This window comes from Providencia sp. PROV141 (assembly GCF_028481645.1).
Lineage (GTDB): Bacteria > Pseudomonadota > Gammaproteobacteria > Enterobacterales > Enterobacteriaceae > Providencia > Providencia rettgeri.
In genome coordinates this window covers 313,738-336,399 of sequence record NZ_JAMPPR010000001.1, presented here as the reverse complement: position 1 = coordinate 336,399, position 22,662 = coordinate 313,738, and the positions used below count along the sequence as shown (strand labels likewise).

The following is a 22,662-nucleotide window of genomic DNA, read 5'->3' as shown; positions in this document are numbered from 1 at the left end:
TTAGCCAATAATAAACGGTAAATTGCTCAATAATGATCGCATATAATCGGTAAGCAAATTCAGCATCCAGGGCCCTGCAATAATAATCACGGAAATGACCGATAAAATTTTAGGGATAAAAGATAGCGTCATTTCATTCACTTGTGTGGCGGCTTGCAGTAAGCTGATAATTAAACCTGCAGCTAAAGCGGCTAATAACAAGGGAGCCGCTAGCATCAGTGCAATTTTCATCGCCTCAGTTCCCATCGCCATCACTGATTCAGGTGTCATAACTACTCCGAGTAAAATAATCCTAATTAAAAAAGCTTTGCGATAATGAGCCAAGTAATAATTGCCAGCCATCAACTAAAACAAACAACATTAATTTAAATGGCAAGGAAACTGTTGCAGGTGGAACCATCATCATTCCTAATGCCATTAAAACACTGGCAACCACTAAGTCGATGATTAAAAATGGAATAAAAATGGTAAAACCAATTTGGAATGCGGTTTTTAATTCACTGGTAATAAAAGCGGGCACTAAAATACGTAACGGAACATCTTTCGCTTCTTGAATTTCACCGACTTTAGCTATCCTTGCAAACAGGGCTAAGTCGGATTCACGCGTTTGCCCTAACATGAAGGTTCTTAATGGTGCAGTGCCTTTCTCTAAAGCGGTTTCAAGGCTAATTTTGTCTTCGCTAAACGGCTGGTAGGCTTCGCGGTAAACTTGGTCAGCAACGGGTGACATCACAAAAAAGGTCAAAAATAGCGCCAAGCCGAGTAAGACTTGATTCGGAGGCGCGGAGGGTGTTCCGAGTGCGTTACGCAATAAACCTAAAACAATAATGATGCGAGTAAAACTGGTCATCATTAACAATAAAGCCGGAATAAAGCCTAATAAGGTCAAAAATAATAGGGTTTGAACGGGTAAAGACCAAGTTTGTCCCCCATCTGCTAAAGAATGGCTAATAACGGCAGGTAGTGCCGCAGAAGCTGAATTCGGCAGTAAAAACAAGAGAGCAGTAATCGTGAAAAGAGATTTTAGAGGTAACATGAGTGCTTCCGATTACTTATGCATAGATGTCACTGAAGCTGCAAATTTTGCAGCCTCTTGTTTTTTCTTTAATAAAGACTGAAATGTGAGCGGTTCAACTGGCAATACCGTTGTGCTTTCAGGTTCTGATGAATATTGGTGTAACAGGCTGATATTTTGTGCGGTAACACCTAATACTAAGCACTCATTATTCACCTCAACCACCACAATGCGTTCTTTATTTCCTAATGAGCAGCGGCTTTTGACTTTTATGATTTGCTCATTGCCGATTTTTTTTGGCGCAAATCCTAATTTTTTCACCAACCAAGCACCTGCTAATATCAATAAAATAATCCCCCCTAAAGTACCGGATATCTGCGTTAAGCTATCATTATGGTCAATAGCAGGCGCATTCGGTTCACTCGAGGAAACGGTTGTTGATAAAAAAGGCACAGATGTCGGTGCCTGCTCAGTTTGATTGGATATTGCCATTATTAGCGACTCACGTTGTTAATTAACGACTTAAACGGCGCATACGTTCAGAAGGCGTGATGATGTCAGTGATACGAATACCGTAATTGTCTGAAACCACGACCACTTCACCTTGCGCAATTAAATAGCCATTGATTAAAATATCCAGCGGCTCACCCGCTAAGCCATCCAGAGAAACCACTGAACCTTGGGATAAGCTCAGTAACTTTTTAATGGTCATTTTAGTGCGGCCCAATTCAACAGAAAGACGCACTGGGATGTCCATGATCATATCGATATCGGACAGCTGATTTAGCGGGTTTTGTCCATCAAAATTGTCGAAAGCCTGTGCACCAGCTGAGGCGGATTCCGCTTTTTTTTGCTGTTCCAGCGCTTCAGCCCATAGGTCTTCACTATCGTGATTGGTTGATGCATCAGGAGAGTTCTTCGCCTCACTCATTGGTACTTTCCTCATCTAGAGTGTTTAATACAGGGTTAATCAAATGTTCTACACGCAATGCATACTGGCCATTTTGAGTACCGTATTGACTGGTTAATACGGGAACACCATCAACATTAACGATGAGGCGGTCAGGTTTCTCAATTGGGATCACATCCCCTTTTTGCAGTTGCAGTAAGCGAGAAATTCGCATTGGAATGTCAACAAAGTTGGCAACCAATTCAAGTTCAGAGCGTTTTACTTGGGTAACAAGATTGGTTACCCACGTTTCATTTTCTTGGTGACCTTGCTCCATTGGTGGGTTAATCAAGCGCTCACGCAATGGCTCGATCATGGCAATTGGAATACAAATACTGAATTCACCAACGGTATTGCCTATCTCTACTAAAAATGGAGTGGTAACCACAATGTCATTAGGAGAGGTAGTGATATTGGTGAATTTGACTTGGATTTCAGAACGTACATATTCCACTTCAATATCAGCAATTGGTTTCCAAGCATCGCGATAAGCCCCTAAAGCTAATTTGAGCATGCGATTGATAATGCGTTGTTCAGTATTGGTAAACTCTTTACCTTCTTGCCGTACAGGGAAGCGACCATCTCCACCAAATAGGTTGTCGACAGCGATATAAACTAGTGCGGGTTCAAAGGTAAACAATGCCGTACCGCGTAACGGAGGCATATGAATTAAGTTGAGGTTGGTTGGTACCGGTAAATTACGCGCAAACTCATGGTAAGGTTCAATTTTAATGCCACCCACCGTAATGTCTGGACTGCGGCGTAACATATTGAACAAACCCATACGGAACTGGCGAGCAAAACGTTCATTGATGATTTCGAGAGACTGCATTCGCTCACGAATAACCCGACGTTGAGTATTCGGGTCGTAAGGGCGAACATTATCTTTCCCTTGAGTCTCTGGCGCAGGCGTACTGCTTGATGGCGTATCATCATTAAGCAGCGCATCAATTTCGGCCTGAGATAAAATATTATCGCTCATGAATATTACCGCAGAATAAAAGTAGTAAATAACACATCAGAAATATCCTGATCGGTATCCCCCGGGATCAGGGTAGGGGTAAGTGTTTGCTTGATATCTTTCATTAACTGCAACTTACCTTCATGCGTCTCGATATTTTTTGCTTTTTGCTCTGAAAGCAGCAGTAACATACGGCTACGTACTTCAGGGAGGTATTCATGAAGTTGTTTACGCGATTTTTCATTCGCCAGTCGCAAGGTCACATGGATATAAAGCACACGATCAGGCGCATCGGCAGCACCGGTTAAATTGACGGTAAATGGCTCTAATTCCATAAAAATAGGTTGCGGCATGTTCGGACGCTTTTCTTCCTCATTCGCCGTTTGTGTGCCTTGTTGTGTCGTCCACCAGGTATACCCTCCAAACCCTGCACCAGCAAGGGCGATAAGGGTAAGTAAAATAAGCAACCCTTTATTGGAACTTTTTGATTTTTTGCTCGACGACATTTAGCTGAATTCCTGTTTCTTGGATGCTAAACCCAAATGGGTTTTTACGTTATGATCTCTAGCATTATGGCTTGGTTGCCAAGAGTTAAAGGAGTGAAAAACGAAACAAAAAGGCGGTAACTCGGCGCTTTAGCTAGGAAATTACCGCAATTTGTTTATTTTTTAGGCAAAAGTGTTAATGCCACCTTGTCGTGATGCCGTAGCTATTGGTGCAACAGTGGCATTCGCTTCGCTGATACCAACAGCTCCCACGGATGGATGTGTTGCTTGAATTTGTCCATCGTGTTGGTGGGTATTTTGCTGTGAGCTATCAGATTGATGGTTCAAGTTATCTTGGCCAACAGAGCCCTGAGCGAGATGAATACCACTTTCTTGTAATGCACTGCGGAGCACTGGCATCATCGACTCCATAGCAGCACGTACATGGCTATGCGGGGACACAAAGTGCATTACCGCTTGGTTATCTTCGATACGTAAATGCACATTTAGCGAACCTAACTCTTCAGGGTGCAAACGAATTTGCGCTTGAGAAACCCCTTGGCGAGAGAAAAACAGCATATGTTGGCTTAATTGCTGCTGCCATGCTTCGCTACCTAATTGGCTGGCTAAATGCAGGGTTGGTGTAGCCGTTGGCGCATTCATCGTTGCCGCTTGGGCTGTTGATGTCGTTGGCATCATGCTAATCGGCGCAGTTGTTGTATGTTGTGACGATGTGGTGGTAAAAGCACCAGTTTCAGTTTGTAAGGTAAAGGCACCTTTTGTGGTTTGGTTCAGGGCATCACTTGAAACATTTTGTAGGTTTAATGCCGGTTCTTTATCGCTCACTTTTTTATTCAATGGCATAAAATCGGTAGTTAAATTTTTTCCGCGTATCTCTTTTGGGTTATCAAGGGAAAAAAGAGACTGGTCACGACGTTCTTCTTTTTCATTCTTAATAAATACCCCAAGCTCTGGGCTGTCTTCTTCGCCTGCTAACTGTAACTGTGAACCTTCAAGGTGTTTGCTATCATCTTGATTAATGATGCCATTTGTATTATCTGTTAGATGTTGCATTTTTTGACTAAATGCCCCTAAAGCTGGATGAGCTTCAGTTCGGATTGTGGTATTCGCTCCTGTTTGTACTTGGCCTGCTAATGACTGTTTCAAGCTATTTAACCATGCTTGCTCGTTGGCATCTTTACCTGTCAATAAGTCAGTATTAAGGGCAGTTTGTACACTATCAGCCCGTAAGTTACGGCTGAAATTGAGCTGTTCTATGGCACTTTCAGCCGTTTTTTGTCCAGCTTGGGTTTGCTCTATCATTTCTTTACCCGCTATTGCCAATTTGTTGTCGACAATGTCTTTATTAAGAGCTTCCTCATTAACAGGTTGATTAGTAACGTTTTGTTTTTCAATCGGGTGCTGGCTATCAAGCATGGCTTGAAAGGGAAGAGCAGGGGCTTGATTTTCATCAGCGCGCGATTCATTTTGTGGTAGATTGCCATTTTTCGTCGATGATGAAGCTGGCACATTCAGAGCGTTGATGTCCATTTATTGAGGTCTCCGTAAAGTCGCTCGTTGAGCAAACTCATCCATTTGCTTTTGTTCTAAGCGGTTTTGACGTTGGTATTCAGTATGTTCAGCGCGTTGAATTAACGTATCGAACGCATTGACTCGTTGTTGTTTTTCTTGCCAATGACGGTTAGCGTCGTTAACGCGTTGTTCCCATAAATTCAGTTGCTGTTGCTGTTGCTCAATGGTCAGTTCCAATGTGACCAAAAATTGCTGATAATTCTGCCACTTATCCGATTCCATACCTGTATGCAAGGTTTGGTTGAGTTTTTGACGATATTCGGATTGATAGTTTTTCAACATACTCAGCTGTTGCGCCATTTGTGTATGCGTTTGGCGTACTTGAGCTAACACTTTCGCCGCTTCTTCCGAGGCTTCGACAGCTAAGGTGAGTAATGTTGTTAAGGCATTATTTTTGGCCATTTATCCCCTCGCTATTCGTTGGGAACCACTTGAGTCAGCTGTTCGCATGCGGTTTGATAATCACACCGCTCATCAATATCTTGCTGCAAGAACTTCGACATCCGTGGGTAATATTGAATTGCTGTATCCAACATGGGGTCACTCCCCATGGCGTACGCACCGACGTTAATTAAATCTCGGTTGCGTTGATAACTAGACGTTAACTGCTTGAAACGTTGAATTTTTCGGTAATGCTCTTTAGGAATTAGCTCCGTCATTGCTCGGCTGATGGATGCCTCGATATCAATCGCAGGGTAATGCCCTGACTCTGCCAGTGAACGTGAAAGAACAATATGGCCATCCAAAATGGCGCGAGCCGAGTCAGCAATTGGGTCTTGTTGGTCATCCCCTTCCGTTAAAACGGTATAGAAAGCGGTAATTGACCCACCATTTTTCCCATTCCCTGCACGCTCAACTAATGCCGGTAATTTGGCAAATACAGAAGGTGGATAGCCTTTCGTTGCTGGGGGTTCACCGACGGCTAACGCAATTTCCCGTTGTGCCATGCTGTAGCGAGTGAGTGAATCCATAATCAACAGCACACTTAAACCTTTATCGCGAAAATATTCAGCGATACGAGTGGCATAAGAGGCGCCTTGCATGCGCAATAAAGGGGACACATCGGCTGGCGCTGCAACGACAACGGCACGTTTTAAGCCATCAGCCCCTAAGATATTTTCAATGAAATCTTTGACTTCACGACCTCGTTCACCAATCAACCCGACTACGATAATATCGGCTTGTGTAAAGCGAGCCATCATGCCAAGTAACACGCTTTTTCCCACACCAGAGCCTGCAAATAACCCCATGCGCTGGCCTCGACCAACTGTTAATAACGCATTGATTGCACGAACGCCGACATCCAATACATTGCTAATGGGCGTTCGTTCCAATGGGTTAATTGGTGGAGTGATTAACGGAGCACGTGTTTTTACCTCCAATGGACCTTTTCCGTCTAATGGATTACCTTGCGCATCAAGTACTCTGCCTAATAATTCATTACCAATAGGCAATAAACGGCTAGTTTGCCCGTCTTCCCCTGTCGATTGTGCATAGACTCGAGCGCCAGGAGAGATCCCTTCAAGATCGGCCAATGGCATCAATAACATTCTTGGGCCATTAAAACCGACAACTTCACATACCACTTCGTCTGAACCGCCATTAATAGAGCGCTCAATAAAGCAGGTTGCCCCTAAAGGCATTTTAATGCCTTCGGCTTCCATCACTAAGCCAGTGATTTTTGTGAGGCGGCCATAACGACGCACCATCGGGATCCCTTTCATCCGCGATTCTAAATCGTCCAACGAGGCAATCCAGCGTCCCAATCGTGCCGTCATGAAAAGCTCTCCGGTGCATATAAACGGCACAGTTCTTGCCAACGTGTTGCCACAGTCATATCGATTTCACCGTCTTCTGCGACGACTCGACAACCACCGATATGCAGTTTAGGGTCAGCCACTAAGCGCCAGCCATTCAAGTTGAGTAGGGAACCGAGATGTTGCTCGATTAATTCAAAATGATTTGGGTTGACGTGCAGCTCAGGTTGCCCAGCAAAAATCGGTTTTTGCTGGAGTAAATGACTGATCTCTTCCAGTAATGCTGTACCATCACAGACGGTTGATTGACCTAAGACTTGCTTAGCGGCGGTCAACGCTATCTGTAACAGCTTAGTGGTTACGACCGTATCAAAGGTATCGAGTGAATAATTGAATTCAGACAGCAATTTTTGCCATGTTTCAATCACGGGTTGTTGCATAGCGAGCGCTTGCTCACGCCCTTGTTCTTCTCCAGCTCGCAAGCCTTGCTCAAAGCCAGCTTGATAACCTTCTTGCTGGCCTTTTTCATGCCCTTGTTGGTAGCCAGTACGCTGTGCATCTTCTTTTATGTTATCGAGCAAGTTAATTTGCTCTAACACTTCTTTCGGCTCAAGGCATGGGACTTTTGGCGCGTCAGGCTCAGGAACATCACTCAATGCAGGAATGCCTGAGTTGAGATCCCATTGATTAAGCTCACGGAGTTGCCAAGGTTGCCATTGGTCATTTGGAATTGTTGACTTAGACATACACGTCGTCTCCACCACCTATAGCGATTTCGCCTTTTTCGACTAAACGACGAACGATAAGCAAAATGGCTTTTTGTTCGTTTTCCACTTGAGACATACGCACAGGAGAACGAGATTCCAAATCGTCGCGCACGATTTCTGCTGCACGAGCGGCCATATTGTTGAGGAAATGGTCGCGCAGAGCTTGGTTGCTGCCTTTGAGGGCAATAACCAGCGAGTCGGTCGAAACATCTTGCAAAATACGTTGAATGCTGCGGTTGTCCACCTCGATAAGGTTTTCGAATAGGAACATTTCGTCAATAATACGTTGAGCCAGTTCACCATCGTAATCACGCATTGCATCGATAACGCTTTCTTCTTGCTGGCTTTTCATTAAGTTGATGATTTCTGCCGCGGTTCTTACGCCACCCATTTTGCTGCGTTTGAGGTTTTGACCATCCAGTAAATTGTTCAATACCTCAGTCAATTCCGCTAATGCCGCAGGTTGTACACCACCAAAGGTGGCGATACGTAACATAATATCGTTGCGTTGGCGCTCTTCGAATAATTCAAGTACATCTGCTGCAAGGTTGCGTTTTAAATGAACCAAAATGGTGGCGATAATTTGTGGATGTTCATCGCGAATAATATCGGCAACGGTTTGTGGTTCCATATAGTTGAGGCTTTCGATCCCTGAGGTTGTTTCTTGTTTTTCAAAGATATCTTCCAGCAGGCTCGCAGCACGTTCTTCGCCCAGAGCTTTTATCAATACAGAACGCAAGTAATCGTTGGTGTTAATATTAAGCGCCGCAAATTGAATTGCAGACTCTTCAAATTCCGTTAACACTTCCGCCAGTTCATTATTTGAGATTTGGCGCATGTTTGACACCGCCATACTCAATTGCTGAACTTCTTTAGGGTTCAGGTGCTTAAACACTTCAGCAGCCTGATCTTCACCGAGTGTCATTAACATGACGGCACTTTTTTCTGTTCCACTTAGACTCATTGGGATTTTCCTAACCACTGACGGATAACCATTGCCACGATTTGTGGGTCTTTTTCTGCCATTTCACGTATGCGTTGGCTTTGGATTTCTGCGCTAACACGTTGACGAGTCAGGCGACGACGCGTTTGCTCATCCATATCTTCATCAATCACTTCATCAACCACGAGCGGGGTTTTCATTTGTGTTGCAACGAAAACTTCCGCATCGGCTTGAGCTTGCTGTGTTTTACGGTATTTAACCCATTGAGGTTTGATACCAAAACGCCACATAAACCAAGCAATAATAGTAATAAGCAGTATTTTTCCGTAATCCAGAAGCTGAGCAATAAATTGTGGGCTTTCAAGCAACGATGGCACTTCTTCAACAGGCGTCTCATTGGTAAACAATGAATTAGTAATGTTGAGAGAGTCCCCTCGTGCAGTGGAAAAACCCATTGCTTCGCGTGTTAATGCTTCAATTTGTTGCAGTATTTCTGGCGGCAATGGCTTCATTTCTGGGCCATTTTCGCCTTCTTGTGAATGGTAATTAACAATAACTGCGACCGAGAGCCTATCGACGACACCAATTTGCCGTTGGGTATGACTAATTTTGCGATCTACCTCGTAATTTGTGGTTTCATCGCTTTGTGAGTTTGAGACGCTATTACGGTTATTTGCTGTTTGAGTGCCATCTTTATTGTCTTTATTGGTTTCAATTGGTGCATTTGGTGCACTAACAGGTTGATTTGAAAGCGCTCCTGGTACTCCGCCTGTTCCACCATTGTTATTTTGCATACTTTGGCTATTTTGGCGGGAACGAATAGCAGCGCTATCTGGCGTTTGGTTTGGCTTATATTCCTCTGAAGTTTGCTCCACTTTAGAGAAATCCATTTGTGCGGTAACCTGTGCATGGATATTGGCGCGCCCGACGAGAGGGGACAAAATATCTTCAATACGCTGCTTGAGATGTGACTCCATCTCTTTGGTCATTTTTATTTGTGCACTATTAGCCGACTGCTGGCTATTATCGTTATTGGTCAGTAAACGACCCGCTTGGTCAACAATAATGACATTGCTTGCAGTTAATCCGGTGACACTGCTGGATACCATATGGACAATGGCGCTAATTTGTCCCTCATCGAGCATTCTTCCAGGCAATAAACCGACCGTCACCGAAGCTGTTGGTAGCTTTTGCTCACGCACAAATAAGGTCGGTTTAGGAATCGCTAAATGCACCCGAGCACTTTGTACTGGGCTTAATGATTCAATAGTTCGAGAGAGTTCACCCTCTAGCGCACGTTGGTAGTTGATTTGTTCACTAAATTGGCTAATACCAAATTGTTCTTTATCTAATAATTCAAAACCCGTATTGCCACCTTTAGGTAAACCTGATTGAGCGAGCTTTAAACGTAATTCGTGCACTTTATCTGCAGGAACTAAAATAGCGCTACCATTATCAGCAATTTGATATGGCACATTCATCTGAGTTAGCTGGCCAACAATATCGCCACCATCTTTAGCACTTAAATTGCTAAGAAGTACACGGTAGTCAGGGCTACGTAACCAGAGGAGAAGGGCGACAATAATTGAAACAGCCGCAGCCGCCGCAATCATTAACGGTATTTTAGGATCAGCTTTAATCCTTTCAACTATAGAGGCAAAACCCTTTTTGGCCTCCCCCGTGTCTTTAGATGCGGCACTCATAAATATTCCCTGCTTGGCAGACTACTAGACGGATGAAAATACTTTTGGTGAAACAATGTTATTTCCTTCTTCGTAACGTCACTTTTTCACTTTGCTATTATTTCTTGTCTTGCGGGAATCTAATGACGGAATCAGCCTATAAAATTGGTGTTATTTATCGGCTTCAAGTTAAAAAGGGTGTGATAGGGTAAGCTGGCCAATATAGGTTAGTGAAAAATTCACAGTAATGAATAAGAAGAGAATCGAATGACAGTTCAAGCCATTGAAGGGGTTATTTCACAATTAAATGTCGTGGCAACCCAAGCCACTAACCCAATAAAACCAGCAATAGAGCCAGTTGGATTTGCTGACCATCTGGTTGCTTCTGTAAATCAAATTAATAAAACACGTAATGATTCAGCAAAGCAAATTGAAAATTTCACGTTAGGAAAGCAAGATATTTCCTTAAATGATGTAATGGTCGATATGCAAAAAGCCAGTTTAAGTTTACAAATGGGTATTCAAGTGCGTAATAAGCTGGTAGCTGCCTATCAAGAAATTATGTCAATGCCAGTGTGATGCATATAATTAGTTGAATATTATAAATTAATTTCCTTGCCATTGCTTGCTTAGGGCTGTGATGGGGCTATCAAGATCATCGACATACACGTGGACATGGTCTATTGCGATAAGCTTCATTGCCCCTCCTTTAAATATTTAAAATAGTATTTATATACTGTAAGGAAAATATGAGTTTATTCTTTATTAAATTCATTTCCTGTTAAAATTTTTGGTTCACTTTTGGCCATTGCATATCAGAGTGCAGGTTTGCTGATATTGGTAGAATATAAAGAATCGGGATTTTGAAAAGCTTCCTCTATGAGCGCAAAAAATTGACCGGCGTGGAAGCCATCAACGAAGGCATGGCTAAACTTACACGCAACCGGAATTACCCCATCCTTTAATTTACCCCATGTTAAGGTTGGAACTGCTGAGCCAAAATGTAACTCAGCATGGGTTATTGAGCTAAAATGTACCCAAGGTAGGCAGCTTGCACAAAAAAAACGCTCATCCTTAATTAATAAAGGGCCTGCACTAGAATTTTTGACTTCTTTTATTTTTTGACTTACTTGATTGCTAAAATCAGAAAATACAGCGGCATTTTCACATAGAATCTGACGAAAACCATTCTGTTCAGTTAATATAGGGGTCATAACATCAATGCTACTATACTCAATAATATTTCCATTGATTACTCTTTGTTTTAGTTGAGGAATAGCATTGGCTGAATGGAGTATTCCATACAAGGCTAACTGGAAAAATGATTCATTCTTGTCTTTAGCGAATTCATATAATTTTTGAGCGCTCACGGGTACACATAAATTAAAGCAAGAGTTATCAAATTTGCTATAAAATTCAAAATGCTCTTTTCTATGCCAACCTTTTTTTTCAATTACTTTATAATTTTCCATAACACGCCTAATGTCATTTGATGAAGATCTTGATATTAGCAACAGATTCAAGTTGGTTTAAATGCTCAATCTAAATGAGAGCACAAAAATGCAACTCAACGCTGAAAATAGAATACAAATTAGGAAGAACAATAAATTTTTTGTTGGTTTTTTAGAGAGATAGTTAACAGTATGCATAGGCAGATTGTAGTGACTAAAAGCGTACTTTGATGTACAGCACCGCTATGTAAACCAAATACCCTGCAATACACATTGCTGCGATAGATATTAACGAGATTAGGCTTTTCATGTACCCCAAATATCTCCAAAAAGTTGTGATTATAAGTCAATAGACATTTGGATTATAAAAAGGTTCTCATAGAAGGAAGTTTGGATATTGCAATACTTATTGATAAATTGAAAATGCATTAAAACAGGCCGCGATAAATAGCTATTCTTTTTATATTATGGAATAAATCAGTCAGTTGATTGATGTTTTTTTATAGTAGTTTCTATTACCTATTATTCATTTAAATAGGATTAAGCCGCCAATCCTTAATGTTTTCAACATTCACATAGGATATTTAAGGTTGTTATCGATATTTAATTTTGTTAGGTTTTTCTATTATCAATAATTACCCAAGTAAATCATTATGAAATTAATCTCTTCGCTTTTTTGCCTCTTTTTAGTGACAGGCTGTACATTTACGCCTTCTTTTGAGCCCAATAAGTCAACATGGCCGAAGCCAAATAAAGACGCCCGTTCATCGGAACAAAAAAAAATTGATAGAGAAGCCGTGCATGAGCAACAGCGAGCTGTGATGAGAGGTGAAAGGCCGGATTACGGTGTTTTTGATAGATACTAGGTATGACGACGCATATTATAATGAGATGACTAACTGCCTAATATTTATAATATTAGTGGATTAAATGATATCTATATTATTTACAATTAATGCGTGAAGTATTGGTGTGGCAAATGGATTGCGAAAATAAAATTTGCCATTTAATTATAAGTGTGGCTTAATATGCTCACTGGTTTGGAAGTACAGGCCTATTTATGTTAGTCAGTTTTAAGATGTTCACCATTAAGCGCTATCTCAGATACCACTTCATTGCGAATTCCTTCTAATTAATTCCCATAAGTACCACAAGAACAAACCGCAACATGCCTTATGGCAATTTTAAAAAATTAAAGGAAATTCTATGTCTAATACAATGACTGGTACAGTAAAATGGTTTAACGATGATAAAGGTTTTGGTTTTATCACTCCTGCAGACGGCAGCAAAGATGTATTTGTTCACTTTTCTGCAATTCAAAGTGATAACTTCAAATCATTAGCAGAAGGCCAACAAGTTTCATTCACCATTGAAAATGGTGCTAAAGGCCCTGCAGCAGCTAACGTTATCGCTAAATAACGATAAACGAATCGCTAAGCATTCAAAAACCTCGCTAAATGCGAGGTTTTTTCGTTTTATTTTGTGCTATTTTCAATAAATACTGAGCTAATATTATAAAAGTTGTTTGATAAAATAATTAGCACCATCACGAATCGCCTCGTCTGATATTTGCATCATGCGTGAATAATGTAAGAAGGCGTGCAAAGTTCCTGGGTACATTTTATATTCACAAGGTATATCATTGGCATCTAGTGTTCGGAATAACGCCAAACTATCATCTAATAGCGGGTCAAACTCAGCACTGGCAATATAACAAGGTGGAATACCGTAGGTTAAGTCATTATTGAATAAGCAATAATAAGGTGCTTCTCTATCACCTGCCTCACCAAGATAGGCATTATCATAATCTTCTAAATCTTGTTTTTGTAACCCATCCCATTCTCCACCATATAGTCGTCGGCTTACTGAATCCTGCAAACCATACAGTCCATACCACAATAAAAGGGCTCTGATGCCGGTGCACTCGCTGGTGTTATCACGTAACCAAAGTACAGAAGCAAGAGATAACATCGCGCCAGCGGAGTCACCGGCAAAGCCAGTTTGTTGCATATTGATATTATATTGTTCAGCATTTTGCTGATAGTACTGATAAACGATGGATATTTCCTCAATTGCTTGAGGGTAGCGTGCTTCAGGGGATAACGAATAATCAACTCCAATAACTGTACAGCCCGAATGTAGTGCCAGTAAGCGCATAATACGTTCGTGAGTCTGTAAATTACCTAAAATAAACCCACCGCCATGGAGATAAAACAAGGTGGCTGATGGGGATTTAATCGGCTGAAATATACGCGTCAAAATATTGCCATATTTAGTTGGAACTTGAATATCGTGAATGGAGTGCATCGTTGGCGCTTCTGAATTCCAATATTTTCTATCTTCAATATACGCTTGTCGCATTCCGTAGTAGCTGGTGTCAATAGGGGAAGGGGATGGGTTTTCTGTATAAAATTGCATTACAGATTGCATCTCAGGTGAAATAAGGTCTAACACATTAATTTTATTTTTCGGGTTCATTATGCTCTCCTAACTAGGTAGTTTCCATTGTAAAAGAGAGGCAGAATGAAGCTGTGACCCTGCTAGCCAATATTAAAAGGTCCTGTATCTTAAAATAGCAAGGCTTGAGAATTTCAATTTATATACCAAACGGCGAAATTATCACCGTTTGGTATATAGGTAAGTTTTAGGTGGGAAAGTTAATAATTACCGATGATGCCTGTTAGCATTTATTTAGCGACTCTTTGTATGGCTTCGCCACCAGCTTCTATATCTTCACCAACACCCTTAGTGGTGTTGCATGCGCTTAAAGAGAATACGACAGCTAATGAACAAGCCAAAAAACAAATTTTTTTAATCATATCTTCTTCCTTTGGTTAAATTCACTTACGGGTCATAAGATATTTCACGTATAAGTATAGCAGAAGGATAAGCGAGTGTTTTTTGAGCTGATATATATTGCGATTTGATAATATAAAAATTATCAGTTCATTATGCTTTAATTTTTTATTTTACTGAAAAATAAGACTATAAGTGCATAAAGGAAAAGAGAATTGTAGCGATAAATGATAAATAGTTTTAACTGTTTTTTAGAAAAGAAAGATACAGAAAAATCCGAATTCCACGATATTCTTATATTAGTAAACGTTAATGCCACTGATATCAGACCAGTTACATAAACTTTATTAATCTAAATAGATATTCCATGCTGGAATTTTATCATTTTATTAACAAATTCATCGTTATTATATTTGTGGGCTTAGGTAATGATACTTAGTCGACTCTTTAATTAATTACTATTGAAATCAAAATGTTATATGTTGTCGTAAGAAAATTTTAATGTAATATCGAATTTGTTTGAAATTCCCTTGGTTTCATTGATTTATTTAAACCGCCATATAGGCGGTTTTTTTTAGTTTTTACCTAGTGAGAATTTTTCAAATAACCAAAGCCCACTTTTTTTCATTGCGAAACCAAATAACACGCCAATTAATAATGATTGAATAGTGACCAACCAAACACCTTCTGCCGCAAAAATAGTACAGGTACCGACAAACGTGCCGGGTATATAAGAAAGCCACTGTTTTTTGGCTTGTATACACATCAAAAAGGCAACAATACCAGTCACGAAGTACCCTACAAAGTGAGGTAACTGCTTCAGGTAGTCACCGCTGTGCAGGATCACTAAGCCCCAAACCACACCACTACAGACGGTTAATGCGGTAATACCCAGTCCTTTTAGTCCATCTTTAGGATAAGCAAAATAGGCTGTACAGCCCAAAAAGCCTGCCCAGCCGATTAGCCCTAAACTATCAGCAACCCAAGCCCATATACCAGAAAGAATGGCGGTTGTTAAAGAAAGACAAAATAGTAATTTCACAATATGCACTTTACGTTATGGTTGTTTGTTAATAATACGGACGATGAATGCTTATCAGCCCACCGATCAGTTACTAAGCCCGTTAGCTGCAAAGCCAATTAATTCTAGAGTTAAGCTTTAACGATTCAGCTACCTTGTTATTCGAATACCATCTAGGGAGTTTTAGGGATAGCTAGAGGGGTAACTGACTAATAATAGGATAGTTATTTGTAATTGCTGTGACTCTGGGGCCGTGTAAAGAAAAGCATTGTATAGAGCTAAGGTAAATCTGGCAATGAGTATCCGATGATTTATATGTTTTAATTTTATCTTATTGATAATAAATAATTATCTGTAAATTTAACGTTAAATAAATAATGTATAATTTAAAGATTAATTTTGAGTGTGTGAATAGTTGATGGCTTTTTTTACTTTAATTTAGCGACTCCTCGCTGTAGCATGAAATAAATTGACTTGTGAGGTAAAGGTATGAAATGGATGATAGCTGGTGCTACTGCACTGTTATTGGTAGGGTGTGATAGTACATCGACTGCACCATTTGGCTTAAACTGGGGGCAAAGCATTGATAGCATCAGTTTTATTAAGGCGGGGAAATGCCAAGCAAGTGGTAGCAAAACAGTTTGTACTTTTGGGCAGCAAAAGCCATTTAATGATTGGAGCTATGAAAACCAACTCACTTTTGATGGTGGTACGCTCATTCAAGTGGCTACTACACTTGTTGGAGTTGAGGATTATGCCTCGCCAAAACCCGATTTTGCGGACTTCCAACAGAAGCTAGAAAATGAAATGGGCTATTTGACAAAGCAAGGGTTTAACTCGCAAGTCGCTAGTGACATTCTCACTAAATGCCAATCAGAGGCTAACTGTAACAAAGTAAGTGAGTCATCGCCGACTCGTATAGGCACGTCTAATCTTTGGGTTACCATTAACCCTACACCAATTGCCATTATCACTTACAGCCAAGATTAAACTTAATTTAAAGCCAGTTAATGTTGATATTGATTAGCGTGGCGAATAAAAATAGTACCAATATATCATTGGTACTATTGGTTAAGGCTTATAAAGGATTTATAAAAGTGATATGAACAATATAGGTTGGAGAATTACCAACCGAAGGCGACACCCGCCCCGATAACGGCAGCATCTGAATTATTCCAAGATACAGAACTGCGTAAATTGATGTTTTCTTTTAGTTGATATTGAGCACCGGCAGCGATTGCTGAGCCATTTTTGTAATTACCCGCACCAATCCCGGCACTAAAGCGGGTATTTGTGGTGTAAGGGATATTGCTCATTGCAGCGACTGACGCAATACCGGAATTCGCTTCTTGGGCACGTTTATCTATTTTACTATCAAGCTGGTGGATCCCATGGTCAAATTTATTTTCTAAGCTGGTGAATTTGAGTTCATTAGCTTTTTGCGTTTTCGACGTGTCACTTTTTAGGGTCTTAATTGATGAGGTGTTTCCAATTACTTTGTTATCTAGATTTTGAATATTGGTATTTAATTGGTCGGTGACTTGGTCGGCTGCATTGACACCAATTAGTGCACCCTGCAAATGTAATTCGACTTCTTTTAATTTTGAGTCAAATGCATGGTGTTTTTTTTCTCTGTCTTGTTGTATTGATGTGATTTTACTATTAATTAAATTAGTGTTGCTCTGTATTTTATTTGCGTTTATATTCTCAAAATTAATCATTTCATCATTCAATATTTCTAAATCATTTCGCATATCTATAGTTTCTGATTTAAGTTTACTATTATTTTGTTTTAATGTGTCAATATCGCTATTAAAGCGTGAATCCATTTGGCTAATTGTAGTGTTGATGTGGTTAATTTTTCCGCTGATATCACTAATTTTTTTAACATTAGTGTTGATGCTTTGCGCGTTGATACTGCTTAAGGATGGAGGAGGGCTTGAAAATGTGGTGTTGGCTGCTGCATGATAAGATAAGCTGCTAAGTACTAAGGCTGCAAAATGACGTGCTAATATTTTCTTTTCCATTTGTTAATTTCCGTATTATTTAAACGTATTATCTAAAAGAAGAATGAAAGATAAATTTATTTTCCTTTATTCATTTATAGTAGGGCTATTTATTTGATGGGTAAAATCGATTTTTAAAATGATGTTTATTCGGTATATCCGTGTTTGAATGCAATAAATACAGTGTCATCTATTTTTTATATTAACTAGGCATATTTATTTGATGGAATTATAGTTGGTGGTGCTTATTTTGAATGATTTAATTTAAATTGAGAGTAACTTCAATGTGGTCTAAATATATTCTCAATATTAATAAAAACTAAAAGCGAGAAAATAGCCACAAGCGAATAGATGCCATCAGTGGGTAAAAGCAAAAACAGTAAAGAGCCTACAAAGAGTCACCATTTTTCCTGTTTTAGATGTTTTTTTCCAAATAACGTGTTATTTTTCTGTGAAATTTTATGTGGCTTATGTTCCATGAAGGGGTAGTCTAAACAGACAAGCGTTAATTTATTGATGTTTAAAATAAATTTTGTTTTCTGATTAACAATGCCATTTTTTGCATGTTGTTGGTGAAATAGAAAGACGATAATATTTTATCTGTTCTTCATACTTCACAGGTAGAGTTGTGGCGGCAGTTAGCGGCTATTGTATGCGTCACTGTTGCTTAAAATAGTTTGAATGATTGATATTTGAATGAAAGTAATCGAATTTATAGGGTTTAAATTATGGCAGTAAGAGAAATTATTGAAATTCCAGATGAACGACTGCGTATTAAATGCAGCCCAGTGACGGATTTCGCTGCGGTACAAACCTTGATCGACGATCTGTTAGATACCATGTACAGCACCGATAACGGTATTGGTCTCGCTGCCACGCAAATTGCGGAAACTAAATCCATTATGGTGATTGATATTTCAGAAAACCGTGATGAACCGATGGTATTTATTAACCCTGAAATCGTCGAAAGTGAAGGGGAAACCAGTTATCAAGAAGGGTGCCTGTCAGTACCCGAAATCTACGCCGATGTAGACCGCTTCCTGCGCGTTAAAGTCAAAGCGTTCGATAGGCACGGCGAAGCGTTTGAAGTGGACAGCGACGAGTTCTTAGCGATTGTCATGCAACATGAAATCGACCATTTACACGGTAAAGTGTTCCTCGATCACTTATCGCCGCTAAAACGCAATATGCTGTTGAAAAAACTGAAAAAGCAGCAACGTTTAAAACAGCAGCAATAGGCTGAGAGTTGAAGATAAAAGGCGTGTCAGGTCTGTTGGCCTGACACTCAAATTATTCCATCGGGCGAACGACTAACGGGGTATCCGGCTCATCAAATTGGCCATAGCTGTTATTTAATACCCGTTTTTGGTCTAATTGCTTAATTTCTTTGCTTAAAAAGTTTAAATGCTGTTGTAAATATTCTTTAGTAATGCGTTCATTTTCAATAATTTTATGCAATAACTGAATAAATTCCTCAGTGATTGGCTGCTGTTCTTCGAACGCTTGCGTTAACTTGGTGAGGTTTTCCACCGCAAGGACATATTCTGTCTCTCGGGAGACCAACGTCTCCCATTCCCCGGATTGCGCTAAGGCAACTAAATTTTCACTTAATACTAAGACATTACGGTATATTTCATGTAAATCGATAGGATTTTTATTGTCCACCTGATTATCTTTCATCCACATTTGCACCGATTTGTTGCCACGCAGAGGCGATATCGGAGAGTAACTGGTAAACTTCTTGGACATAAGCCACGTTGTTTTCGAGGTTGGCGCGAAGTAACTGCATTGTCATGTACTCATACAAACTTGCTAAATTTTCTGCAAGTTCGCCGCCAGCTTCATAATTTAACGACTGCTTTAACCCAGTGTCAATGATGTCGATAGCTTTTGAGATTTCTTTACCTTTTTCCGCCACCTTACCTTGCTGCATAAAAATCTCCCCGCGTTTCAGGGCACTAAGGGCCCCTTTAAACAGGATTTGGATTAATTGGTATGGGGTCGCGTTGGTGATTTCACTCTCTAAATCAACCTGTTGGTAAGCTTGCTGTGCGTGTCGTTGATACATGTTTTTAACCTAAAAGTATTAGCCTAATAATCGGCCTAATGAATTACTGGTGCTGTTAAGTGACGTCATCATTTTATCGAGGTTTTGGAATTGACGACGGTACATGTCCATGGTGCTTTCAATTTGTTTATTGGTCTGCTCAATGCGTTTGTCTAAGTTTTTCTTTTTCTTTTGGATGCCATCGGTAGCGTTATGCAGAGTGCCTTCTTTGCTGTCTAAGGTATCTTTTAAGAAGTTAAAATTTTGCGTACCAAAGCCGGTTTTTTCACCATCACCGGCAAAAAATACTTTGATACTGGTTGGGTTTTCTTTTAAAGCAGCATCTAACTTTTTATTATCAATTTCTAAAGTACCATCCAACTTTTGTTTGATGCCCATTTTGTTGAGTAAATTCATTTCGCCACTATCTTGCGCGGTGCGTACTTGAGTGCGCAGTGTGCTTTGAATACCTCGTAGGGTTGAATCACCAATCAGTGGGCCATTGGTTTTGTCTGGGGCAGTGCCTTTTTCTGTTGGCGTGTATTTGGTGAGTTCACTAGCAAGAGTTTGAAATTCATTATAGGCCTCGACCCATGCTTTAATTTTGACTTTAGCGGGCTCGATATCTTCCGAGACAATTAAGTGGTCAGCTTTGCCGTTTTCACTCTCTTTTTTCAGCGTTAAGGTTAAACCTGGGAACAGGTCTTTAGCTTCATTAGTTTGCGACTCTAATTCAAAACCATCGATTTCCAGTAAAGCCGTTTGTGGTACAACTTTTTGTACCATGCCATTATCTTTATCGGTATTTAAAGTAACGATACCTTTGTCATCAATAACCGATTCAACATTGAGTATTTTAGCAAGCTCATCATCGCCATCAACATTAATGCTAATACGGTTGTCAGTTCCTTCTTTTTTGGAAGTCACCACCAAATGGTATTCATTGTTTTTATCTTTAATAACAGAGGCGGAAACACCTTTATCAGCTTTATTGATAGCATCAGCTATCTCGATTAAAGAAGTACTTTCTTTATCGAGCTTGATAACGATTTTATCTTTGTCTTCTTTCTGTGACGGTTGAGTGATGGTAATGGTGCGTTCATCCGCATCACTGCCCAATAACTTTTTGTTGTCTGATTGTCCTTGGGTGGCAATAGTTTGCGCTTTTGCCAATTGTGTCACTAATACATCATGCACACCCGCGACCGCTTTACCGTCCGTTTTCACATCAAAGGCTTTATATTCACCATTGACTTTGGTAGTACTGATATCACCATATTTTTTTAAGTCTTCAGCCGCTTTTTTCAGTTTTTCTAAGGATGACTGCATTTTGCCAAAGGCGCTAATTTGCGCATCATAACTGGCTTTTTGGGTGGTTAATGGCTCTAAGCGACGGCGCTCCATTGCTTCTAATTGGTCCATTTGCACGTTTAAATCTAAGTTTGACCCGATACCGAGTGTGGATATTCCTGCCATGTTTTCTCCTACGCTATTCTCGTCATCCTTCAAGCTGCAGGGGGTGTTGACTTCGTTCAGCTAGCCGAATCAAATACTTGTGTATGCTCATCGGTCTATCTTCACTTGTCGCCTACCTGCAACCCGAATGATTTAGAGTCTATGCCTGTGTCATTAACTCTGAAATAAAATCTATTTAGAGTCTTATCGGCAAAACGGAGCAAAATTTTAGACTATTCTGAAAAAGAGTAATGGTGAGAGCTGACAAGAGAAAAGTAGGTAATTATCCTTATTGAAATTAAATAATAAGAAAATTAATAAAAATAAATGAAAGTGTTAAAAATTAATGGCATTAAAAGCGGGCTGTAAAGCCATTTCCAACCTGACAGATAAAAATTTTCACGAAAAAGCCTAAAGGGGACTTTTTTGTAGCCGATAACCTAGTTGCTGACGAAATTCATCAAGTTAAGCATTTTGGCTTAACGCATTAATTTGAATAATAAGGATCACATCATGGCACAAGTTATCAACACTAACATTTTGTCTCTGACTACTCAGAACAACTTAAACCGTTCACAAGGCGTATTAGGTACGGCGATTGAGCGTTTATCTTCCGGTTCACGTATCAACAGCGCAAAAGATGATGCAGCAGGCCAAGCAATTGCTAACCGTTTCACTGCAAACGTTAAAGGTTTAACTCAAGCAGCTCGTAACGCTAACGACGGTATCTCTATCGCACAAACTGCAGAAGGTGCGGTTAACGAAATCAACGATAACTTACAACGTGTTCGTGAACTGACTGCTCAAGCACAAAACGGTACTAACTCTAAGAGCGATATTGAGTCAATCAATAAAGAAGTTAAAGCGCGTATGGAAGAAATTGACCGTATTTCTGAACAAACTCAATTTAACGGTGTAAAAGTTCTTAGCCAAGATTCATCAATGAAGATTCAAGTTGGTGCAAATGATAGCGAAGCTATTAATATTGATTTGAAAAAAGTTGATAGCACAGTTCTGGGTTTAGACAAATTTAATGCAAGTGCAGGGAAAGGTAAATTTGTTAATGTCGCTGAGATGAAAGGTGAAAATGGGCCTGCAATCGGAGATACGGCAGCTAAAGCAGCATTGACAGGTTTGCAAGTAGATGGGGTAGACCTGAAAGATGCTAAAGTTTATCAAATAGTAAACGAAGATGGCACTGTAGACACGGGTAACGTATATATCGTAGGGAAAGTTGGCGATAAGGAAGTTACAGTTACTGCAAAGCAAACATTTGATCCAGGTAGTAATGCTACGTATAACGCTGATGGAACTGAAAAAGATGCGGAAGTCGCATCAACTATTGCATTTGAAAATCTTACTCAATTAGATGAAAAACAAACAGATGCAATTAACCCGTTAGCAACATTAGATAAAGCATTAGCGAAAGTTGATAGCTTCCGTTCAGACTTAGGTGCGATTCAAAACCGTCTGCAGTCTACCATCAATAACCTGAACAACTCTGTTAACAACCTGAGCGCAGCACGTAGCCGTATTCAAGATGCTGACTTCGCAACTGAAGTTTCTAACATGAGCCGTGGTCAGATTCTGCAACAAGCAGGTACTGCAGTGTTAGCACAAGCTAACCAAGTTCCACAAGGTGTTCTGAGCCTGTTACGTTAATTCGTAATTGGTTGATTATATTGAAGGCCAGCATTGCTGGCCTTTTCTTTGCCCGTCATATTAGCCGTCATA

26 protein-coding genes are annotated in these 22,662 nt (G+C 40.1%); 6 read left to right on the top strand and 20 right to left on the bottom strand.

Features of this window, described 5'->3' with window-relative positions:
* The 12 genes from fliQ to fliF all read right to left on the bottom strand — a co-directional run bounded on the left by fliQ (position 1) and on the right by fliF (position 10,173).
* Entirely contained in the window at positions 1-270 is a 270-nt protein-coding gene (gene fliQ / locus PSF09_RS01605) for a flagellar biosynthesis protein FliQ (protein WP_004255630.1), read from the bottom strand.
* A 22-nt stretch (positions 271-292) separates the two neighbouring features.
* The gene (gene fliP / locus PSF09_RS01600; protein WP_004909893.1) at positions 293-1,036 is read right to left on the bottom strand and encodes a flagellar type III secretion system pore protein FliP; all 744 of its coding nucleotides are present in this window, start codon (positions 1,034-1,036) and stop codon (positions 293-295) included.
* Between the two features lie 12 nt (positions 1,037-1,048).
* Positions 1,049-1,507 (bottom strand): flagellar biosynthetic protein FliO, encoded by a 459-nt coding sequence (fliO, locus tag PSF09_RS01595; RefSeq protein ID WP_272683374.1) that lies wholly within the window; start codon positions 1,505-1,507, stop codon positions 1,049-1,051.
* A 22-nt stretch (positions 1,508-1,529) separates the two neighbouring features.
* On the bottom strand, positions 1,530-1,946 hold the full coding sequence (gene fliN / locus PSF09_RS01590) for a flagellar motor switch protein FliN (protein ID WP_004255621.1): 417 nt from the start codon (positions 1,944-1,946) through the stop codon (positions 1,530-1,532).
* The gene (fliM, locus tag PSF09_RS01585) at positions 1,939-2,946 is read right to left on the bottom strand and encodes a flagellar motor switch protein FliM (protein WP_210838245.1); all 1,008 of its coding nucleotides are present in this window, start codon (positions 2,944-2,946) and stop codon (positions 1,939-1,941) included. The genes fliN and fliM overlap by 8 nt, the downstream gene beginning before the upstream one ends.
* 5 nt (positions 2,947-2,951) lie before the next feature.
* Positions 2,952-3,431, bottom strand: a complete 480-nt coding sequence (gene fliL / locus PSF09_RS01580) for a flagellar basal body-associated protein FliL (RefSeq protein WP_109911167.1) — start codon at positions 3,429-3,431, stop codon at positions 2,952-2,954.
* A 162-nt stretch (positions 3,432-3,593) separates the two neighbouring features.
* Complete coding sequence (locus tag PSF09_RS01575) at positions 3,594-4,961, bottom strand: flagellar hook-length control protein FliK (RefSeq protein ID WP_272683373.1); 1,368 nt, start codon at positions 4,959-4,961, stop codon at positions 3,594-3,596.
* Complete coding sequence (gene fliJ / locus PSF09_RS01570) at positions 4,962-5,405, bottom strand: flagellar export protein FliJ (protein WP_272683372.1); 444 nt, start codon at positions 5,403-5,405, stop codon at positions 4,962-4,964. It abuts the gene before it with no gap.
* Positions 5,406-5,416: 11 nt separating this feature from the next.
* Complete coding sequence (gene fliI / locus PSF09_RS01565) at positions 5,417-6,781, bottom strand: flagellar protein export ATPase FliI (protein WP_272665189.1); 1,365 nt, start codon at positions 6,779-6,781, stop codon at positions 5,417-5,419.
* Positions 6,778-7,506 carry a flagellar assembly protein FliH gene (gene fliH, locus PSF09_RS01560; protein ID WP_109911169.1) on the bottom strand — a complete coding sequence of 243 codons (729 nt, stop codon included), beginning with the start codon at positions 7,504-7,506 and terminating at the stop codon, positions 6,778-6,780. The genes fliI and fliH overlap by 4 nt, the downstream gene beginning before the upstream one ends.
* Positions 7,499-8,491 carry a flagellar motor switch protein FliG gene (gene fliG, locus PSF09_RS01555; protein WP_004909913.1) on the bottom strand — a complete coding sequence of 331 codons (993 nt, stop codon included), beginning with the start codon at positions 8,489-8,491 and terminating at the stop codon, positions 7,499-7,501. Before fliG ends, fliH begins: the two co-directional genes overlap by 8 nt.
* Positions 8,488-10,173, bottom strand: coding sequence for a flagellar basal-body MS-ring/collar protein FliF (gene fliF, locus PSF09_RS01550; RefSeq protein ID WP_272665188.1), 1,686 nt, complete (start codon positions 10,171-10,173; stop codon positions 8,488-8,490). Before fliF ends, fliG begins: the two co-directional genes overlap by 4 nt.
* A 246-nt stretch (positions 10,174-10,419) precedes the next feature.
* On the opposite strand from fliF, the gene fliE reads away from it, so the two are divergent.
* The gene (fliE, locus tag PSF09_RS01545) at positions 10,420-10,731 is read left to right on the top strand and encodes a flagellar hook-basal body complex protein FliE (RefSeq protein WP_004909916.1); all 312 of its coding nucleotides are present in this window, start codon (positions 10,420-10,422) and stop codon (positions 10,729-10,731) included.
* Positions 10,732-10,967: 236 nt separating this feature from the next.
* Here the strand turns inward: fliE and PSF09_RS01540 are convergent, their stop codons facing one another.
* Positions 10,968-11,624: a CatA-like O-acetyltransferase, family 1 gene (locus PSF09_RS01540; protein WP_272683371.1), complete on the bottom strand. Its 657-nt coding sequence runs from the start codon at positions 11,622-11,624 to the stop codon at positions 10,968-10,970.
* A gap of 632 nt (positions 11,625-12,256) precedes the next feature.
* Between PSF09_RS01540 and PSF09_RS01535 the strand changes: the two genes are divergently transcribed.
* Positions 12,257-12,469: an AAA family ATPase gene (locus PSF09_RS01535; RefSeq protein WP_210838235.1), complete on the top strand. Its 213-nt coding sequence runs from the start codon at positions 12,257-12,259 to the stop codon at positions 12,467-12,469.
* Between the two features lie 340 nt (positions 12,470-12,809).
* Positions 12,810-13,022, top strand: a complete 213-nt coding sequence (gene cspE / locus PSF09_RS01530) for a transcription antiterminator/RNA stability regulator CspE (RefSeq protein WP_036957846.1) — start codon at positions 12,810-12,812, stop codon at positions 13,020-13,022.
* Between the two features lie 93 nt (positions 13,023-13,115).
* On the opposite strand, the gene aes is transcribed toward cspE, so the two are convergent.
* From aes to PSF09_RS01515, 3 genes are all read right to left on the bottom strand, one after another.
* On the bottom strand, positions 13,116-14,081 hold the full coding sequence (aes, locus tag PSF09_RS01525; RefSeq protein ID WP_272683370.1) for an acetyl esterase: 966 nt from the start codon (positions 14,079-14,081) through the stop codon (positions 13,116-13,118).
* Positions 14,082-14,290: 209 nt separating this feature from the next.
* Complete coding sequence (locus PSF09_RS01520) at positions 14,291-14,422, bottom strand: entericidin A/B family lipoprotein (protein WP_210838231.1); 132 nt, start codon at positions 14,420-14,422, stop codon at positions 14,291-14,293.
* A 551-nt stretch (positions 14,423-14,973) separates the two neighbouring features.
* Complete coding sequence (locus PSF09_RS01515; protein WP_272683369.1) at positions 14,974-15,441, bottom strand: DUF1097 domain-containing protein; 468 nt, start codon at positions 15,439-15,441, stop codon at positions 14,974-14,976.
* 468 nt (positions 15,442-15,909) lie between these two features.
* Between PSF09_RS01515 and PSF09_RS01510 the strand changes: the two genes are divergently transcribed.
* The gene (locus PSF09_RS01510) at positions 15,910-16,410 is read left to right on the top strand and encodes a hypothetical protein (RefSeq protein WP_272683368.1); all 501 of its coding nucleotides are present in this window, start codon (positions 15,910-15,912) and stop codon (positions 16,408-16,410) included.
* Positions 16,411-16,544: 134 nt separating this feature from the next.
* Here the strand turns inward: PSF09_RS01510 and PSF09_RS01505 are convergent, their stop codons facing one another.
* A complete protein-coding gene (locus PSF09_RS01505) occupies positions 16,545-17,447 on the bottom strand; it encodes a YadA C-terminal domain-containing protein (RefSeq protein ID WP_272683367.1) in 903 nt (300 codons plus the stop codon).
* A 707-nt stretch (positions 17,448-18,154) separates the two neighbouring features.
* Here PSF09_RS01505 and def point away from each other — a divergent pair.
* Complete coding sequence (gene def, locus PSF09_RS01500; RefSeq protein ID WP_272683366.1) at positions 18,155-18,664, top strand: peptide deformylase; 510 nt, start codon at positions 18,155-18,157, stop codon at positions 18,662-18,664.
* Between the two features lie 52 nt (positions 18,665-18,716).
* Here def and fliT read toward each other — a convergent pair whose 3' ends face one another.
* The 3 genes from fliT to fliD are packed head-to-tail and all read right to left on the bottom strand — an operon-like array spanning position 18,717 to position 20,949.
* Positions 18,717-19,106, bottom strand: coding sequence for a flagellar protein FliT (gene fliT, locus PSF09_RS01495; protein ID WP_109911176.1), 390 nt, complete (start codon positions 19,104-19,106; stop codon positions 18,717-18,719).
* Positions 19,096-19,494 carry a flagellar export chaperone FliS gene (gene fliS, locus PSF09_RS01490; RefSeq protein WP_004909969.1) on the bottom strand — a complete coding sequence of 133 codons (399 nt, stop codon included), beginning with the start codon at positions 19,492-19,494 and terminating at the stop codon, positions 19,096-19,098. Before fliS ends, fliT begins: the two co-directional genes overlap by 11 nt.
* A gap of 18 nt (positions 19,495-19,512) precedes the next feature.
* Positions 19,513-20,949, bottom strand: a complete 1,437-nt coding sequence (gene fliD / locus PSF09_RS01485; protein WP_272665180.1) for a flagellar filament capping protein FliD — start codon at positions 20,947-20,949, stop codon at positions 19,513-19,515.
* A gap of 492 nt (positions 20,950-21,441) precedes the next feature.
* On the opposite strand from fliD, the gene PSF09_RS01480 reads away from it, so the two are divergent.
* A complete protein-coding gene (locus PSF09_RS01480) occupies positions 21,442-22,590 on the top strand; it encodes a FliC/FljB family flagellin (protein WP_272683365.1) in 1,149 nt (382 codons plus the stop codon).
* Positions 22,591-22,662 lie beyond the last annotated feature (72 nt).